Source organism: Blastococcus sp. SYSU DS0669, from assembly GCF_054050895.1.
In genome coordinates this window covers 32,247-50,522 of sequence record NZ_JBJHAE010000010.1, presented here as the reverse complement: position 1 = coordinate 50,522, position 18,276 = coordinate 32,247, and the positions used below count along the sequence as shown (strand labels likewise).

The 18,276-nt window shown below is 74.2% G+C and carries 14 protein-coding genes; all 14 read left to right on the top strand.

The features are described 5' to 3' along the window. Window positions 1-4 precede the first annotated feature (4 nt). Complete coding sequence (locus ACI792_RS12165) at window positions 5-1,150, top strand: SIS domain-containing protein (protein ID WP_456602813.1); 1,146 nt, start codon at window positions 5-7, stop codon at window positions 1,148-1,150. 75 nt (window positions 1,151-1,225) lie between these two features. After that, window positions 1,226-2,170: a DUF808 domain-containing protein gene (locus ACI792_RS12160; RefSeq protein WP_456602812.1), complete on the top strand. Its 945-nt coding sequence runs from the start codon at window positions 1,226-1,228 to the stop codon at window positions 2,168-2,170. A gap of 82 nt (window positions 2,171-2,252) precedes the next feature. Further along, window positions 2,253-3,428 carry a mannose-6-phosphate isomerase, class I gene (gene manA, locus ACI792_RS12155; protein WP_456602811.1) on the top strand — a complete coding sequence of 392 codons (1,176 nt, stop codon included), beginning with the start codon at window positions 2,253-2,255 and terminating at the stop codon, window positions 3,426-3,428. A 90-nt stretch (window positions 3,429-3,518) separates the two neighbouring features. After that, entirely contained in the window at window positions 3,519-4,388 is an 870-nt protein-coding gene (locus tag ACI792_RS12150) for an HNH endonuclease family protein (RefSeq protein WP_456602810.1), read from the top strand. 173 nt (window positions 4,389-4,561) lie between these two features. Further along, window positions 4,562-5,674 carry a glycosyltransferase family 2 protein gene (locus ACI792_RS12145; RefSeq protein ID WP_456602809.1) on the top strand — a complete coding sequence of 371 codons (1,113 nt, stop codon included), beginning with the start codon at window positions 4,562-4,564 and terminating at the stop codon, window positions 5,672-5,674. Beyond that, complete coding sequence (locus ACI792_RS12140) at window positions 5,674-6,096, top strand: GtrA family protein (RefSeq protein WP_456602808.1); 423 nt, start codon at window positions 5,674-5,676, stop codon at window positions 6,094-6,096. Before ACI792_RS12145 ends, ACI792_RS12140 begins: the two co-directional genes overlap by 1 nt. Continuing rightward, window positions 6,093-8,369, top strand: a complete 2,277-nt coding sequence (locus ACI792_RS12135; protein ID WP_456602807.1) for a hypothetical protein — start codon at window positions 6,093-6,095, stop codon at window positions 8,367-8,369. Before ACI792_RS12140 ends, ACI792_RS12135 begins: the two co-directional genes overlap by 4 nt. 123 nt (window positions 8,370-8,492) lie before the next feature. Next, window positions 8,493-10,367: a glycosyltransferase gene (locus tag ACI792_RS12130; protein WP_456602806.1), complete on the top strand. Its 1,875-nt coding sequence runs from the start codon at window positions 8,493-8,495 to the stop codon at window positions 10,365-10,367. 64 nt (window positions 10,368-10,431) lie between these two features. Further along, the gene (locus tag ACI792_RS12125; protein ID WP_456602805.1) at window positions 10,432-11,265 is read left to right on the top strand and encodes a class I SAM-dependent methyltransferase; all 834 of its coding nucleotides are present in this window, start codon (window positions 10,432-10,434) and stop codon (window positions 11,263-11,265) included. 129 nt (window positions 11,266-11,394) lie between these two features. Then, a complete protein-coding gene (gene ahcY / locus ACI792_RS12120) occupies window positions 11,395-12,879 on the top strand; it encodes an adenosylhomocysteinase (protein WP_456602804.1) in 1,485 nt (494 codons plus the stop codon). A gap of 226 nt (window positions 12,880-13,105) precedes the next feature. Further along, entirely contained in the window at window positions 13,106-13,822 is a 717-nt protein-coding gene (gene mtrA / locus ACI792_RS12115) for an MtrAB system response regulator MtrA (RefSeq protein ID WP_456580624.1), read from the top strand. An 85-nt stretch (window positions 13,823-13,907) separates the two neighbouring features. Continuing rightward, window positions 13,908-15,635 carry an MtrAB system histidine kinase MtrB gene (gene mtrB / locus ACI792_RS12110; protein ID WP_456580623.1) on the top strand — a complete coding sequence of 576 codons (1,728 nt, stop codon included), beginning with the start codon at window positions 13,908-13,910 and terminating at the stop codon, window positions 15,633-15,635. After that, on the top strand, window positions 15,632-17,362 hold the full coding sequence (locus ACI792_RS12105; protein WP_456602803.1) for an LpqB family beta-propeller domain-containing protein: 1,731 nt from the start codon (window positions 15,632-15,634) through the stop codon (window positions 17,360-17,362). Before mtrB ends, ACI792_RS12105 begins: the two co-directional genes overlap by 4 nt. A gap of 91 nt (window positions 17,363-17,453) precedes the next feature. Beyond that, window positions 17,454-18,251, top strand: coding sequence for a ComF family protein (locus tag ACI792_RS12100; protein ID WP_456602802.1), 798 nt, complete (start codon window positions 17,454-17,456; stop codon window positions 18,249-18,251). Window positions 18,252-18,276 lie beyond the last annotated feature (25 nt).

Genomic DNA, 18,276 nt, shown 5'->3' with positions numbered 1-18,276 from the left:
CGCGGTGACCTCGCCGGAGTTCGCCGAGGAGGTCCTCGACGACCTGGAGCTGCTGCGCGCCCGCGACCCGCGCGGCCTGCTGCCGGCCGTCGCCGGGGCGGGCGCGCAGGTGCGGGAGACCACGCGGCTGACCGAGGAGGCCGGCCTGGAACGGGTCACCGAGGGCGGCCGGCCCCGCGGGCTGGTCGTCGTCGCCCGGCGGGAGGGCGCCGTCGCCGCCTCCGTCCTGCGGGCTCTCCTCGGCCCCTCGAGCCCGGTCACCGTGGACGTGGTCCCCGGTCCGGCGCTGCCGGTGTGGACCGGCCCGAGCGACATCGCCGTCGTGGCGACCCGCACCGGGGCCGGCGCCTACGCGGTCGCGCCGGCCTACGAGGCCGCCCGCCGCGGGGTCTCCCTGGTCGGCATCGGGGGCGACGACGCACCGCTGCGCAGCGTGTGCGCCTCCGCGCGGGCGCCCTACGTGGCGCTGCCGCGCACCCGGGTCCGGCACGCCACCCTGTGGTCGCTGCTCACCCCGATGCTGCAGCTGGCCACCGACCTCGGGCTGCTGGCGCAGGGGGTGGCCGACCCGGAGGTGGTCGCGGCCGCGCTGGACGAGGTGGCCGGGGAGTGCGGCCCGGCGCGGGAGACGTTCGTGAACCCGGCCAAGAGCCTGGCCCTGGAGCTGCTCGACGCACTGCCGGTGATCGCCTCGGAGGGGCCGCTGGCGGGCGCTGCCGCCACCCGGATCGCCGACCAGCTCGCCACCCTCGCGGGTCTGCCGGCCACCGAGTTCCGGCTGCCCGACCAGCGGGTGGCCGCCTGCGCCGTCCTCGGGGGGCCGCTGGCGCCCCAGGACGCCGCCGACGACTTCTTCCGCGACCGCGCCGACGACACCGGCCGGCGGCTGCGGCTGCTGACGATCCGCGACAGCGAGGCCGGCGGGCAGGACGACGCCGGAGAACGGGAGCCGCGCTCGGCGGGGGAGGCGATGCAGCAGGTGCTGAGCACCGCCGCCGCCCGCAGCGTGCCGGTCAGCGGCCTGGCCGAGCACGGGGAGCCCGAGCGGTTCGGCCGGCTGCCGCGGGTGGCGCGCCAGCTGGCGGTCGCCGACTTCAGCGCCGTCTACCTCGCGCTCGCCCTCGACCTCGAGCGCGCCCAGCGCCCCTGAGGACGCGCGCGGGCCCCGGACGGTCCACCATCATTGCGACAGCACACCGGTGCTGACCGATCGGAAGGAACTCCCTTGGCCGGTGGACTCGTAGCCCTGCTCGACGACGTCGCAGTGCTGGCGCGCGCAGCCGCCGCCTCCATCGACGACATCGGCGCGGCCGCCGGGCGGGCCAGCATGAAGGCCGCCGGCGTCGTCGTCGACGACACGGCCGTCACCCCGCAGTACGTGCACGGCCTGAACGCCGAGCGCGAGCTGCCGATCATCCGGAAGATCGCCCTGGGCTCGCTGCGCAACAAGCTGCTGGTCATCCTCCCGGCGATCCTGCTGCTGAGCCAGTTCCTGCCGTGGCTGCTGACCCCGATCCTGATGATCGGCGGCGCCTACCTCTGCTACGAGGGCGCGGAGAAGATCTGGCACCGGGTCAGCGGCCACCAGGAGTCGCACGCGACGGTGGAGGACGCGCTCCCGGACGAGAAGACGATCGTCTCCGGGGCGGTGCGCACCGACTTCATCCTGTCGGCCGAGATCATGGTCATCTCGCTGAACGAGGTGGCCGCCGAGGCGTTCTGGTCACGGGCGATCATCCTCGTCGTCGTCGCCGTGGGCATCACCGTCCTCGTGTACGGCGTGGTCGGCGTGATCGTGAAGATGGACGACGTCGGGCTCAGCCTGGCCCAGCGGACCGGCAAGCGCGTGGCCGCGTTCGGCCGCGCCCTGGTGCGGGGCATGCCGAAGCTGCTGTCCGCCCTCACCGTCGTCGGCACCGCCGCGATGCTCTGGGTCGGCGGGCACATCATCCTGGTGGGCACCGAGGAGCTGGGCTGGCACGGGCTGTACGACGTGGTGCACCACCTGGAGGAGGCCGCCCACGACGCCACCGGCGCCCTCGGCGGGGTCGTCGGGTGGCTGGTCAACACGCTCGCCAGCGCGCTCCTCGGCCTCGTGGTCGGGGCCCTGGTCGTGCTGGTGATGAACCTGACGGTGCACCGCTCGAAGGCCGGCACCGAGGCGCACTGAGAGAGGCTGGGGGTGGACTCGCTTCCCCTCGGGGGTGAGTTGCGCCCGGCGGCGCCGGGGCGGGTCGTAATCTGTCCGGACGATGTGGCAGCTGAGCAACGGCGTGCGGTTCTACCCGTGGGGGAGCCGGACCGTCATCCCCGAACTCCTGGGTGAGCCCGTCCCCGCGGAACGCCCGCACGCGGAGCTGTGGGTGGGCGCGCACCCCGATGAGCCCAGCGTGCTCTCCGACGGCCGCCCGCTGGACAAGGCGATCGCCGAGGAGCCCGACCGGCTGCTCGGCCCTGCGGTCGTGGAGCGCTTCGGCGCGCGCCTCCCCTTCCTGATGAAGGTGCTCGCCGCGGAGACGCCGCTCTCGCTGCAGGCCCACCCGACGACGGCGCAGGCGGAGGCCGGCTACGCGGCCGAGGAGGCCGCCGGCATCCCGCACGACGACCCGACGCGCACCTTCAAGGACCCCTTCCACAAGCCCGAGCTCCTGCTGGCGCTCACCACGTTCGAGGCGCTCTGCGGCTTCCGGCCGGTCGAGGAGTCGCTGCACTGCCTGGCCAAACTGCAGGTCCCCGAGCTCAAGCCGACCATCGCCGCCCTGGCGCGTGGTGGCCTGCGCGCGGCGATCCCGCAGCTGCTGGCGCTGACCGGCGAGCGGCGCACCGAGCTGGTGTCCGCCGTGGCCAGGGCGGCCGCCCGCTTCGTGGCGGCGCACGACCCCGAGTTCATCAACACCTACCGGTGGGCGGCGAGCCTCGCGGAGACCTACCCGGGTGACCCCGGGGTGGTCATCTCGCTGATGTGCAACCACCTCAAGCTGGCCCCCGGCGAGGCGGTCTTCCTCCCTGCGGGGAACCTGCACGCCTACCTCTCGGGCGCGGGCGTCGAGGTCATGGCCAGCTCGGACAACGTGCTGCGCGGTGGGCTGACGGCCAAGCACGTCGACCTGGCGGCGTTGATCGAGGTCCTCGACTTCACCGACGGCAAGGTCCCGGTGATCCACCCGGTGCTCGGCCCCGGCGGGCTGCGCTACCCGGTCCCCGTCCAGGACTTCGACCTCACCCGCGTGCACCTCGACGAGCAGGCGGGGGTGCTCACCACGCGGGGGCCGCAGCTGCTGCTGTGCACGGAGGGGGTCGCGGTCCTCGCCTCGGTCGACGGTGAGCTGACCCTGGAGAAGGGGCGCGCCGCCTTCCTCCCGGCCGGCGCACCGGTCACCGCACGCGGTCCGGCCGTCCTCTACCGGGCGACGACCAACCTCAGCTGAGACGCCGGCCACCCCGGCGTTGCGCCGAGGGGCGGCCGTGCTCCCGGCCTAGCGTCGGCCCGGTCGCCGTCCGGCTGCTGGGGGAGTTGCGTGCACGTCCGACCCGAATCCCGCTCCCGCCGGCTGGCCGGTGCGGTCCTCGCGCTCGGTCTGCTGACCGGCTGCGAGGTGGTCGACGTCGCCGGGAGCGGCGACCGGACCGGGGTGACGGCCGAGGCGCCCGCGCCGGTCGCCGGATCGGCCCTGGCCGCCCTGGAGGGGCTGGAGGTGAAGGGCCGCGCCCCGAGGACCGGCTACGACCGCGACGAGTTCGGCCCCGGCTGGGTCGACACCGACCGCAACGGCTGCGACACGCGCAACGACGTCCTGGCCCGCGACCTGACCGGGGAGACGACCGAGCCGGGGACCCGGGACTGCGTCGTCCTGACCGGCACCCTCGCCGACCCGTACTCGGGGCGCACCATCGCCTTCCAGCGCGGCCAGGACACCAGTGACGACGTGCAGATCGACCACGTGGTCGCGCTCTCGGACGCCTGGCAGAAGGGCGCCCGGAGCTGGGACGAGGAGCGACGGATCCGCTTCGCCAACGACCCGCTGAACCTGCTCGCCGTCGACGGGCCGCTCAACATGCAGAAGGGTGACGGAGACGCCGCGACCTGGTTGCCACCGGACGGTCGGTACCGCTGCGCCTACGTGGCCCGGCAGGTCGCCGTGAAGGCTGCCTACGGTCTGTGGATGACCGCGGCCGAGGGTGACGCGATCGCCAGGGTGCTCGCCGGATGCCCGGGCGAGCCGCTGCCGGTCGGTGCGGGGACGGCGGCGAGCGAGACCGCACCGCGAACCGCCGCCTACGGGGACTGCTCCGCGGTCCGTGCCCACGGCGCAGCTCCGATCCGCGCCGGTGACCCGGGGTGGTCGCCGGGCCTGGACGGTGACGGCGACGGCGTCGGCTGCGAGTGATCCGCCCCGCCGTCGGGCCGAGGGCAGCCGCGACCCGTGCGGGGGCGACCCGGTGGTCCGGCGGGCGGGATGGCCGTCGGCGTAGCAACCTGGACCGATGACCGTGGCCCGGTCCGTGTCACGGTCCGCGGTGACCTGGGAGGCTGGGAGCCGGACCGGAGGAGGAACAACGCATGCTGCTGTCCGTGGTGGTGCCCTGCCACAACGAGGAAGAGGTGCTCCCGCAGCTCGTGTCGCGTGTCTTCGACGCCGTCGAGAACGCCGGGGTCGACGTGGAGATCGTCCTGGTCGACGACGGCAGTCGCGACCGGACGATGGGGGTGGTGCGACTGCTGCACGACGCCGATCCGCGGGTGCGCTACGTCTCCCTGAGCCGGAACTTCGGCAAGGAGTCGGCGATGCTGGCCGGCCTGGCCTACGCCTCCGGCGACGTCGTCGTGATCATGGACGCCGACCTCCAGCACCCGCCGCGCCTGCTCGTGGAGATGCTCGCGTTGCACCGGCAGGGCTACGACCAGGTCGTGGCCCGGCGCACGCGGGAGGGGGATGCGCTCGCCCGGACCGTGCTGGCCCGCCTCTACTACCGCCTGGCGAACTCGCTGGTCGAGGTGCAGATGGAGGACGGCGTCGGGGACTTCCGGCTGCTGAGCCGCCGCGCGGTCGACGCGCTGCTGCAGATGGGGGAGTACAACCGGTTCTCCAAGGGGCTGTTCTCCTGGATCGGCTTCCCCACCGCGCACGTCGACTACCGCAACGAGTCCCGGCAGGGCACCGGCGGGAGCAAGTGGACGCTGCGCCGGCTGCTGAACTACGGGGTCGACGGCATCATGTCGTTCAACAACGCCCCCCTGCGCCTGGCGATCTACGTCGGTCTGCTGGTGACGGCGTTGTCCTTCACGTACGTGGGCTACCTGATCGTCGCCGCCGTCTTCGGGGGCATCGCGGTCCCCGGGTACATCACGCTCGTCACGGCGATCCTCGGTCTGGGTGGCCTCCAGCTGCTCTTCCTGGGGGTCATCGGCGAGTACGTCGGGCGGATCTACTTCGAGGCCAAGCAGCGCCCGCACTTCATCGTCGCCGAGGCGAGCGACCACGAACCCGGGGTGCAGGCGCCCCGCCGCACCCGGGCGCCGGTGCGCGAGACGCTGCTGTTCGAGAACAACGTGGCCTCCGCGGCACCTGGTGGGCCGGCAGCCCACGGTGGCGCCGTCGGTGGGGACGCGGAGGACCCGTGGCAGTCGGAGCCGGTCACCGGGCAGCGGGAGTCGAGGGCCGGCCGCGGCTGATGCTCCAGCATGTCGCCAGGTTCGCCGTCGTCGGGGTGATCAACACCGGCGTCTACTACGGCACCTACCTGCTCCTGCACGTCGTCGTGCCGTACCTCGTCGCCCACCTGCTGGCGTTGGTCGTCGCCATGGTCGGCTCCTTCTTCCTGAACACGCTGTGGACGTTCAGGACCCGGCCCACGTGGCGGAAGTTCGCCCTCTGGCCGCTCACCAACGCGACGAACTACCTCCTGACCACGGTCGGGGTGGTGGTCCTGGTGGAGTGGCTGGGCCTGGCCGAGCGCGTCGCCCCGCTGGTCGCCGCCGCGGCCGCCATCCCCGTGACCTTCCTGCTCTCCCGCCGGCTGCTCGCGGGCCGGCCGGCCGGGCCCGCCGGTGACATCGGCAGCGGTGCCGTGTCGGCGTCCAGGGGCCGGCGGTGACCGCCGAGGTCGCCGAGGCCACCGGGGCCTCGGTCGCGTCGGAGACGGCCGGTCGGTCGTCGCCGCCGGAGCGGCGTGGTCGCCTCGGACCTCTGCTGCGGGCGCCCGACTGGCTCGTCGCGCTCGGCGTCGGCGTCCTGACGGCGGTCATCGGGACCATCCCGCAGTGGCGGGGCGAGCACTTCTTCTACGTCGGGGACCAGGTCGAGCAGTTCGCACCGCTCTGGCACGTCTTCGGCGAGCAGCTGCGGGACGGCCGGTGGCCGACGATGGACCCGGCGGGATGGGTGGGCGGGAACTACGCCGCCGAGGCGCTGCTGGGCATCTGGAACCCGGTCAACCTGCTGAACTTCGTCCTGGTGTCCTTCTTCGAGGACCTCTCGCTGGCCTCTGCCGTGGTCATGATCGAGATGCTCGCCGTCCTGGCAGCCGGCGTGTTCCTGCTGGCCCGGGAGTACGGGGCCGGCCGCATCCCGGCCGTCCTGGTGGCGACCGCGGTCCCGGTGTCGGGCTTCACGCTCTGGTACGAGGCATCGGGCTGGCCCGCCGGGCTGTTCGCGTTCACCTGGGTGACCCACTTCTGGTGGGCGGCCCGCCGGCACTCCCGTGGCCGGCTCAACCCCTTCGTGCCCTTCCTCTTCGGTGCGCTGGCGATGACCACCGGCAGCCCCTACGCGGCGCTGGGGCTGGTGGTGGTGCTGGGGGCGATCGCCGTCGAGCTGCTCCTCCAGCGGCGGTTCGCCAGGCTGGCCCACCTGGTCGTGATGGGCGCCTGCGTCGGAGCGCTCGCCCTGGCGGTGTTCCTGCCGTTGCTGGGCACCAACCCGGTGTCGGCCCGGCAGACCCTGGCGGTGGTCGCCAACGACACGTTCCTCGTCCCGGACGTGGGCGACCTGGTGGCCGCCAGCTCGCCCACGTACCTGCCGGCCATGCTCAACTGGAACGGCGCGCTCGTGGAACGCGTCCCCTCCACCTATTTCGCCTGGTTCGTGCTGCCCCTGCTGCCCTGGCTGCGGTGGCATGCGCTGCGCCGCCCGCCCCGCTCGCTGGTCAGCCTCGCCGTCGTCGGTGGCTTCTTCCTGCTGGCCGCCCTGGGCCCCTCCAACCTGTGGCTGTTCCGCTGGCCCGTCCGGCTGATCGAGCACCTGTACCTCGCGGCTGCGGTCTGCTTCGCCGTCGTGCTGTCCGCCGGCCTCGCCACGGACCGCGTCCGGCGACGCGCAGCCGCCAGCGGTGCCGTCGTGCTGGTCGGCGCGTACCTCGCCTGGGCGGTGCGACCGGCCGAGATGGACCGCATCCACCTCGCCGGGCTGGTGCTGGTGGCCGCACTCGTCGCCGCGGCGCTGGCGTCGGGGCTGCGCCGCGGGATGCCGGCGCTCGGAGCGGTCGGCGTGGTCGGCACGGTCCTCGTGCTGTTCCTGCAGACGAGCACCCTCCCGCAGCCGGCTCCCGACCCCGCGACCTACCCGCCGCACGACCTGGACCGCATGGCGGCGGGTGCCGTCGGCTACGAGGGGACGGTGCTCCAGCTGGCCGCGCTCGAGGGCGTCACGAGCGAGCAGATGGCCCGGGGGGAGATCCTCTTCGGCAACCTGCCGCGCGCCGCCGGCGCCCGGGCCGTCGGCAGCTACAGCGGTATCGGATTCCTCGAGTTCGGCACGGAGCTGTGCATGGACTACCGCGGCGCCGTCTGCCCGGAAGCGTTCGACCGCCTGTGGGAACCGGCCGGTGAGGGGATCCCGGTGCCCTTGGTCGACGCGATGCGGGTCTCCACGCTGGTCATCCAGCGTTCGCTGCTGCCCGGCCCGGCGGCGCAGGAATCGCCGCCGGGGTGGCAGGTGCTCGAGAGGGACGACGTCCGGACGGTGTGGGTGCGCGAGCAGCCGCTCGACGGCACGGGGCGGGTCTCGTGGAGCTCGTCCGGCGTGGAGGTCCTGGGGAGCGCGGCCGGTCCGCAGCAGGAGACGGTCCGCTACGACGCGGACCGGGCCGGGCGCATCGCTTTCGCACGGCTCGCCTGGCCCGGCTACACCGCGACCGTCGACGGCCGGGAGGTGGACCTCGTCGACGGGCCGGCCGGCCTGATCGTGGCCGCGGTCCCGGAAGGTGAGGGGACGCTCGTCCTCACCCACCGGCCGCCGGGACTCCGGGCCGGCGCCGCCGTGGCCGCGGGAGCGGCGACGGTGGCCGCGCTCCAGGCGCTCCTCTGGTTCCGCTCGCTGCGGTGGCGCACCGGCCGTGGTGGGACGGGAACAGGGGTTCGCTCTCCGTGACGACCCCCGGCCCGTGCGTCCGCCCCGAGGGCGCTCCTCTGCCGAACGGCGTGAGCCCGTCTAGTTTTGATCATCAAGGGCGCCCTCGGGCGCCGTTCGTCTGGTGGGAGGATCGTTCGGCCCATGGTTCTGCACACGCGTGAGGCGACCGGCCCGGAGGGTCGGGACGGCGGAGGACCGCCCGGTCCCGGCAGGCTGGTCGCGCAGCGGACCCTGTTCCGCGGCCCCACGCCCCAGGCGCCCGACGAGCTGTACAGCGTGGCCACCCAGGGCGTCATGCTGCGCGACCGCGACCGGGTGGTCGTCGACGGGCACGCCGTCGTCACCACCAACACCTACTTCGGTCGTTTCCCGGCGTCCTACTGGCAGCGCTGGACGTCGGTCCGCGAGGTCGAGGTCACCGCCGTCGTCAGCGGGTCGGGGACGCTGCGGGTCGTCGCCTCGGACGGCGACGGCAGGCCGCGCACGGTGGCGGCGCACAGCGCCGACGACGCCTCGCAGGACACCGTGGCGCTCACCGTCGCGCTGGACCGGTTCGTCGACGGCGGGGCGCTGTGGCTGGAGCTCCAGACCGCCGACTCGAGGATGACCGTCGAGCGGGTCCGTTGGTCGGTGGCCGCCCACCGGCCGCGCCGCGGGACCGCGGTGGTCATCTGCACCTTCAACCGGGCCGACGACTGCCTGGCAACCCTGGAGACGCTCGCCTCCGATCCCGAGGTCGCCGGTGACCTCGGGGCCGTGTACGTCGTCGACCAGGGGACCGACACCGTCGACTCCCGTGCCGGCTTCGCCGCGGTCCGCGATGCGCTCGGCGCCGCGCTGCGCTACGTCCGGCAGCCCAACCTCGGCGGTGCCGGCGGCTTCACGCGCGGCATCTACGAGGCCCTGGGGGAGGCGGCGGGCAGCCCGGTCGACCTCCTGCTCATGGACGACGACATCCGGCTGGAGCCCGACAGCGTGCTGCGGCTGCGGGCGCTCGCCGACTGCGCCGACGAGCCGCTGCTCGTGGGCGGTCAGATGCTCAACCTGCTGCACCCCGACCGGCTGCACGTGGGTGCGGAGACGGCCGATCTGGCCATCCTGCGCGCCGGCCGGCCGGTGGCGGGCGCCCTCGCCGACGCCGACCTCACCGAGGAGCAGCAGGACGTCCGGGTGGACGCGGACTACAACGCGTGGTGGACCTGCCTGGTGCCTTCGGAGGTCGTCCACGCGATCGGGTACCCGCTGCCGATGTTCTTCCAGTGGGACGACATCGAGTACGGCCTGCGTGCGCGGGCGGCCGGGTTCCCCACCGTGACGCTCCCCGGGGCGGGCGTCTGGCACGCCGACTTCGCGTGGAAGAACTGGGACGACTGGTCGCGGTACTTCAGCTTCCGCAACTCCCTGATCGTCAGCGCCCTGCACAGCGACTTCGACCGGCGTCGCATCGTCGAGCACCTGGCGCGCCAGCTGACCGACTACCTGGTGTCGATGCGGTACGGCCTCGCAGCGCTCATGCTGCGGGCGGTGGAGGACTTCCTGAGCGGCCCCGACGTCCTGGCGGACGGCGGGGCGGAGACCGTCTCGGTGGTCCGGAAGCTGTGGAGCGAGCACCCGGAGACGGCCACCCACCCGGCGTCCGCGGTTCCGGGCATCCCCGCCGCGGCGATGCCCAAGGAGGTGTCGGCGGGCGACCCGTCCATGGTGCGCGCGGTGCTGGGGAAGCGGATCCTGTCGCAGCTGCTGCGCCGGCCGCGGGGAACCGCCGCGATCGCCGCCGGCGACGCCCAGTGGTGGCACGTGGCCCGGTTCGACACCGCCGTCGTCACCGACCCCTCGCAGTCGGGCGTGCGCGTCCGCTCCTTCGACCGCGACCGCATGCTCGAGCTCGCCCGGCAGGGGGCCGCGGTCCTGTGGCGGCTGGCGCGCGAGGGTGAGCGCGCCCGCGACGAGTACCGCCGTCGTCTGCCGGAGCTGAGCAGCCGGGACACCTGGGCGCGGCTGTTCGACGACCGGTAGCAGGACCCATCGGCGAGACATCGCGGGAGCCGGTTCGCGCCGGGTGCCGCGGAAGGGAGAGCGCATGGCGGACGGGCAGGGTGCCGGCACCGTGAGGGGCGCCGTGCGGCGGCGGATCGACGGTTGGTTGGTGCGCCCCTTCGAGGAACGGATGACCCGCATCGTCCGCTCCGAGGTGGAGCGGATCGTCGGGGAGGCGGAGTTCCGGGCCAGGCGGGACCTGCTGGCGGCCGGTGAACGGGAGGCCGCGCTGAGCTCTGCCCGCTGGGTGCGCCAGGCCATGCCGACCGGCCGGGAGTTCCACGACCCCGAGAGCACGCTGCGGTACGCGCTCGAGATCGCGCCACCGGGCGGGATGGCGCTGGAGTTCGGCGTCTTCCAGGGCCGCTCCCTCCGGATCATCGCGGCGTCCCGCGAGGGGAGGGAGGTCTACGGCTTCGACTCCTTCCAGGGGCTGCCGGCGGACTACCGGCCGCACGTGCGCGCCGGTGCCTTCGCCGTGGACCGGATCCCCCGGGTCGAGGGGGCGGAGCTGGTCACCGGCTGGTTCGACGAGACGCTCCCCGGCTTCCTCGACCAGCACCCCGGGCCCGTCCACTTCCTGCACGTGGACGGCGACCTGTACTCCTCGGCGGTGACCGTGCTGTCGCTGGTGGGGCCGCGGCTGGTCGCCGGGTCGGTGGTGCTCTTCGACGAGTACTTCAACTACCCGGGCTGGCAGGAGGGCGGCGAGCACCTCGCCTGGCAGGAGTACCTGGAGGCCTCCGGCGCGACCGTCTGCTACGAGGCCTACACGTCCAACAACGAGCAGGTGGTGGCCCGGATCGTGACACCGGGGGCGCCCCTGCGGCAGGACCGCCAGGCATCACCGGCCGCGGATGGCCGTCCGACGACGTAGGCTGGACCACGGCACGAGCCCCGCCGAAGCCTCGGCATGCTCGCTCTCCCCGCCGTGGGCGGGGATCGCAGCGACCACAGATCCGACCCGAGGCCCGGCTCCTCAGCCGGGCCGGACCTGGAGCTTCTCTTGACCGCCAGCACTGGCACCCGCACGCTGACCGACGGCGACTTCAAGGTCGCCGACCTCTCCCTGGCGCCGTTCGGGCGCAAGGAGATCCAGCTCGCCGAGCACGAGATGCCCGGCCTCATGGCGCTGCGTGCCGAGTACGGCGACGCGCAGCCCCTGGCCGGCGCGCGGATCGCCGGCTCCCTGCACATGACCGTGCAGACCGCCGTCCTCATCGAGACGCTGACCGCGCTGGGCGCCGACGTCCGCTGGGTCAGCTGCAACATCTTCTCCACCCAGGACCACGCCGCCGCCGCGATCGTCGTCGGCGAGGGCACCCCCGAGCAGCCGGCCGGCGTGCCGGTCTTCGCCTGGAAGGGCGAGACGCTCGAGGAGTACTGGTGGTGCACCCAGCGGCTGTTCGAGTTCCGTGACGGGGCCGGTGAGGTCGTGGGCCCGAACATGCTGCTCGACGACGGCGGCGACGCCACCCTGCTCGTGCACCTGGGCACCCGCTTCGAGGCCGACGGCGTCGTCCCCGACACCACCGACGCCGACTCCGAGGAGTACGGCGTCATCCTGGACGTCCTCCGCGGCACGCTGGCCTCCGACGCCGGGTACTGGACCCGCATCGGCCAGGGCATCAGGGGCGTCACCGAGGAGACCACCACCGGCGTCATGCGCCTGTACGAGCTGGCCCGCGACGGCCGGCTGCTCTTCCCGGCGATCAACGTCAACGACTCGGTCACCAAGAGCAAGTTCGACAACCTCTACGGCTGCCGGCACTCGCTCATCGACGGCATCAACCGCGCCACCGACGTGATGATCGGCGGCAAGGTGGCCGTGGTCTGCGGCTACGGGGACGTCGGCAAGGGCTGCGCGGAGTCGCTCCGCGGCCAGGGTGCCCGCGTGATCGTCACCGAGATCGACCCGATCAACGCGCTGCAGGCGGCGATGCACGGCTACGAGGTGACCACGCTCGACGAGGTCATCGGCAAGGCCGACATCATCATCACCGCGACCGGCAACAAGGACATCATCTCGGCCGAGCAGCTCGGCCGGACCAAGCACCAGGCGATCATCGGCAACATCGGGCACTTCGACAACGAGATCGACGTCGCCGGCCTGGCCCGCACCCCCGGCGTCGAGCGGACGACGATCAAGCCGCAGGTCGACGAGTGGCGGTTCGCCGACGGCCACACGATCATCCTGCTGTCGGAGGGGCGGCTGCTGAACCTCGGCAACGCCACCGGGCACCCCAGCTTCGTCATGAGCGCCTCCTTCTCCAACCAGGTGCTCGCCCAGATCGAGCTGTGGAACAACCGCGCCGCCTACGAGGGGCAGACCCCCGGCGTCACGGTGCTGCCGAAGAAGCTCGACGAGCACGTGGCGCGGCTGCACCTCGATGCGCTCGGCGTGAAGCTGACCGAGCTCACCAAGGTGCAGGCCGACTACATCGGCGTCCCCGTCGAAGGCCCCTACAAGAGCGACCACTACCGCTACTGAAAGGACCCCCTCGCCCCCCACCACTCGCTCCGCTCGTGGTGGGGCCCTGCGAGGGGCCGTTCCAGCACGTCACCACAGGGGGCACAGGAAGCTCCACCTGCGTCTTCGGGCCCTGATGCGCAGGGGGAGCTTCCTGTGCCCTGGGGTGGCAAGGGGGGTCCCAGCCGTCCCGGCAGCCACCCTGGCGGGTGGGGTGCAGCCCCCTCGGCGCCCTGAACAGCGCAGAATGGTCGCCGTGCCCCCCACCGCTCCGCAGAACGGGCCCAGCCGCGGCCGTGTCCTCGTCGTCGACGACGACGCCGCCCTCGCCGAGATGCTCGGCATCGTGCTGCGGCGCGAGGGGTACGAACCCGCCTTCGTCTCCGACGGCAACCGGGCCGTCGGCGTCTTCCAGCAGACCCGGCCCGACCTGGTGCTGCTCGACCTGATGCTGCCCGGCCGCAACGGCCTGCAGATCTGCCAGGACATCCGCACCCAGTCGACGGTGCCCATCGTCATGCTCACCGCGAAGGGCGACACGATCGACGTCGTCCAGGGGCTGGAGGCCGGGGCCGACGACTACGTCACCAAGCCGTTCAAGCCCGTCGAGCTCGTCGCCCGCGTCCGGGCGCAGCTGCGCCGCGGGGAGACCGGGCAGGCGGAGAACCTGAGCATCGGCGACGTGCAGATCGACGTCCCGGCGCACCAGGTCAGCCGGGACGGCGTCCCCATCGCGCTGACCCCGCTGGAGTTCGACCTGCTGGTCGCACTGGCCCGCAAGCCGCGCCAGGTCTTCACCCGCGAGCTCCTGCTCGAGCAGGTGTGGGGCTACCGGCACGCCGCCGACACCCGCCTGGTGAACGTGCACGTGCAGCGGCTGCGCGCCAAGGTCGAGAAGGACCCCGAGAAGCCCGAGGTCGTGCTCACCGTGCGCGGCGTGGGCTACAAGGCCGGCCCACCGTGAGCCACGGCACCGCGACCGGGGGCGAGTCGTGCGTCACCCTGTGCGGGCTCCCCGCATCGGGCGCCGGCCGGGTGACACTGGAGCGGTGACCGCCACCCGGACCCCCGAGACGGGCACGGGTGCGGGTCGCCCCCCACAGGGGGCAGGTGGCCGGCCGGGCACCCGCGACGAGCTCGTCCGGCTCGGGCGCGGGCTGCGTCGCCGGGCCGGGCGGGCACGCCGCCGCACGCGGCGGACCCTCCACGAGCTGGGCGCCCGGGCGGCGCAGACCTGGCGTTCGTCGCTGCAGGTCCGCATCGGCGCCATCACCATGCTGCTCGCCGGCACCGTGGTGGTGATCGTCAGCCTGGTGCTGTTCAGCCAGATCAAGGACCAGCTGCTCGACGTCAAGCGGCAGGCCGCGATCGACCAGGTCCAGGCCGGTGTCGTGTACGCCCAGAGCGAGGTCGCCGGCATCGCGACCGGCGACGCCGCCAGCGTCCGCGCCACCCTGGCCCGCACGGTGAACCAGCTGCTGGACCGCGGCGGCGCGGCCGGCGACTTCGACGTCGTCATGGTCTACCGGCCCTCCGCCGGGGCCGAGATCCCCGCCACGAACCGCCGGCCCCTCACCGCCGCGCTGCCCGAGGAGCTCCGGGCCGCGGTGGACGCCGGCAACCAGGCCTCGAAGTACGACATGGTCCCCGGCGACGTCGGCGACCCCCGGCCGAGCCTGGTGGTGGGCGCGCCGGTCACCGGTGACGCCACCGGCCCCGACCGCATCGAGCTCTACTACGTCTTCCCGCTCCAGCAGGAGCAGGAGAGCCTCGGCCTGATCCGCACCACGGTGCTCATCAGCGGGGTCGCCCTCACGCTGCTCGTGGTCGGCATCGGTGTCCTGGTCACCCGGCTGGTGGTGGACCCGGTGCGGCAGGCGGCCGGCACCGCCCAGCGGCTCGCCGAGGGGCAGCTCGAGGAGCGCATGGTGGTGCGCGGCGAGGACGACCTCGCGCGGCTGGCGACCAGCTTCAACGCGATGGCCGACAGCCTCCAGCGGCAGATCACCCAGCTCGAGGGCCTCTCGCAGCTGCAGCAGCGGTTCACCTCCGACGTGTCCCACGAGCTGCGCACGCCGCTGACCACCGTGCAGATGGCCGCCGAGGTGCTGCACGAGGCCCGGGGCGACTTCCCCGCGCACGTGGCCCGCTCCGCCGAGCTGCTGAGCGCCGAGCTCGACCGCTTCGAGGCGCTGCTCACCGACCTGCTGGAGATCAGCCGGTACGACGCCGGCGCCGCCGTGCTCGACTCCGCGCCGGCCGACATGGGCGCGCTGGTCGGCCGGGTCGTCGACGGGATGAGCGCCTTGGCCGAGCGGCACGCCTGCGACCTCGTGGTCACCCGGCCGGACGAGGCGGTCCTGGCCGAGGTCGACGTCCGCCGGGTGGAGCGGATCCTGCGCAACCTGGTCGGCAACGCGATCGAGCACGGGGCCGGGCACCCGGTGGAGATCACCCTGGCGGCCAACCGGTCGGCGGCCGCGGTCACCGTCCGCGACCACGGGGTCGGCCTCAGCCCGGGGGAGGCGCAGCACGTGTTCGACCGGTTCTGGCGCGCCGACCCCTCCCGCGTGCGCACCGTGGGCGGCAGCGGGCTGGGCCTGTCGATCAGCCTCGAGGACGCCCGTCTGCACGGCGGCTGGCTGCAGGTGTGGGGCCAGCCCGGCGCCGGTGCGCAGTTCCGGCTCACGCTGCCGCTGGTGGCGGGCACCGACCTGACCAGCTCGCCGCTGCCGCTGCGGCCGGTGAAGCTGCGCCGGCCGGGGGCGCTGCGGTGATCCGCCGTCGCCCCGCGGTCGTCCTGGCGCTGCTCACCGCGCTGCTGACGCTCGTCTCCTGCTCCACCGTGCCCACCGACTCCGCGACGGTCCTGATCACCCAGGCGCCGGCCCGGGTGCCCGAGGCGGTCGGCATCGAGCCCGTCGCCCCGGTGCCCGGGGCCAGCGCCGAGGAGATCGTGCGCCAGTTCATCGATGCGGCCGCCAGCACGGTGCGCCGCCACCCGGTGGCCCGGCAGTACCTGGCGCCCGGACCGGCCGAGACGTGGGCCGACGACAGCGGGATCAGCGTCATCGGCACCGACTACGCCGTCGTGACGACGGACGAGGGCGCGGTCACGGTGACCGCCAACCTGATCGGGACGGTCGACCCCCGCGGGGTGTTCACCGTCGCCGAGCGGGGCGTCTTCACCCGGGACTTCACCCTGCAGCAGGTCGACGGCGAGTGGCGGATCACCAACCCACCCGACGGCCTGATCATGCTCGAGCCCGACTTCCGGCGGCTCTACGACCCGATCGACGCCTACTTCCTCGACCCGACCGCGTCGCGCGTCGTCCCCGACCCCCGCTACCTCATCCGCGGGGAGTCCCAGCCCACGGCGCTGGTGGAGCGGCTGATCACGGGGCCGTCGGCGCCGCTGGCCGCCGGCGTCCTCAACCCCCTGAGCGGGGTGGAGCTGGGCTCCACCGTCACGGTCGAGGGGCAGACCGCCACCGTGGAGCTCAGCGGCCTGCCGGCGGAGCCCGCGCCGATCCTCGCCGAGGTCTGCGCGCAGCTGGTCTGGAGCCTGCAGCAGCTGGTCCGGCCGCGGATCACCAACGTCGTCATCCTGCTCGACGGCGAGCCGGTGACCCCCAGCGGCGTGCCCCGGCAGCAGACCGTCGAGGACTGGGCCTCCTTCGACCCGGACGCCGTCCCCGTCGACGGGGTCGGCCACTACGTCGAGGCCGGGGCCGTCCGCACGGTCCCGCGGGGCGACGCGGTCCCCGGCCCCGCGGGGGAGGGGCGCTACGACCTGGACAGTGCCGCCGTCGCGGCGGCCAGCGGCCAGCTCAACTTCCTCACCGGTGTCCGCAGCGACGAGGCCGGCGCCGAACTGCTCGCCGGGCCCTACGGGGGCGAGCTGGCCCCCGTGCTCGGCGGGAGCTCGATCAGCGCGCCGACCGTCGCCGCGACGCGCACGGAGGCGTGGGTGGTGCGGGACGGCGCCGAGCTGGTCCGGGTGCCCGCCGGGGGGCCGCCGCAGCCGGTCGCCGCGCCGACCCTCCCCGGGCTGGGGCGGGCGGACGTGCTGCAGCTCTCGCCCGACGGCGTCCGTGCCGCGGTCGTCGTCGAGGGGGCGCAGGGCCGCCGGCTCCACGTCGGCACCGTCGTCCGGTCCGAGGGGGACAGCGCGGTGGTGCTGCGCGACCTGCGGGACGTCGCGCCCACCCTGTCCGGCGTCATCGACGTCGGCTGGCGGGACAGCGGCAGCCTCATGGTGCTCGCGGGGGACGCGGGCGAGGACCGGATCGTCCCGTACACCGTCGGGGTCGACGGCTGGGGCCTGGCCCCGGTCTCCACGTCCGGGCTGCCCAGCCAGCCGACCGCGCTGGCGGTCGCCCCCTCGCGGCAGCCGCTGGTGAGCGCCGGCGGCACCGTCTGGCAGCTGTCCGGGGGCCGGTGGGTGACGCTGGTCCCCGGCGCCGAGCCGCTGCGGGGGACGGCGCCCTTCTACCCGTCCTGAGCCGGGCGCCGTCCACAGGAGGAGGGACCCCGTCGTCCTCAGTCCTCGCACGCTCGACCCGAGCCTCTGGACGGGGCCATAGGCTGCCGTGGTGCTCAGCGCGACGATCGGCAGGGTGGGGGCGGCGCTGGCCGACCTGGTGCTGCCCCGCTGCTGCGCCGGGTGCGGGCTCCCCGGCGCGGTCCTCTGCCCCGGCTGCGCCCGGCTGCTGGCCGCGCCGCACCTGGCCTCGCCCAGGCGCTTCCCGGCGGGCTTCCCGCCCACCGTGGCGGCCGCCGCCTACGCCGGCCCGGTGCGCCCGGTGGTCAACGCCTTCAAGGAGCACGGGCGGGCGGAGCTCGCGGTGCCGCTGGGTGCGGCGCTCGCCCTCGCCGTCGCCGCCGTCCGGCTCGGGGTGGACGGCGAGCCGCCGCTCCTGCTGGTGCCGGTCCCCGCGTCCCGCGCCGCCCTCCGGAGCCGGGGCCGGGACCACGTGCGCGAGCTGACCGGCCGGGCCGTGGCCGAGCTGCGGGCGGCCGGCCTGGCGGCCGACGAGTGCCGGGCGCTGCGCCGGCGCGGCCGGGTCCGCGACTCCTCGGGGCTCTCCGCGGTCGAGCGGCGGGCCAACCTGGCCGGCACGTTCGAGGTGACCGGCGCACGACGCCCGCCCGGTGCGGTGCTGGTCCTGGTCGACGACGTGGTCACCACGGGGGCCACGCTGACCGAGGCGGCGCGGGCCCTGGACACCGCTCCCGGGGCCTCGGGCACGGTCGTGGCGGCGGTCGTGGCCGCCACCCCGCGGGCCCCCGCCGGGCCCGCGCGGGGCGCCACCGGGAGGGCCCGGTACCGGTCCGGGACCGTCCTCCACCACGACCTCGATCGACTGTCGCGGTCCCAGGGGAGGGACTAGCGTCGAAGCGACCAATCCCCGTCCC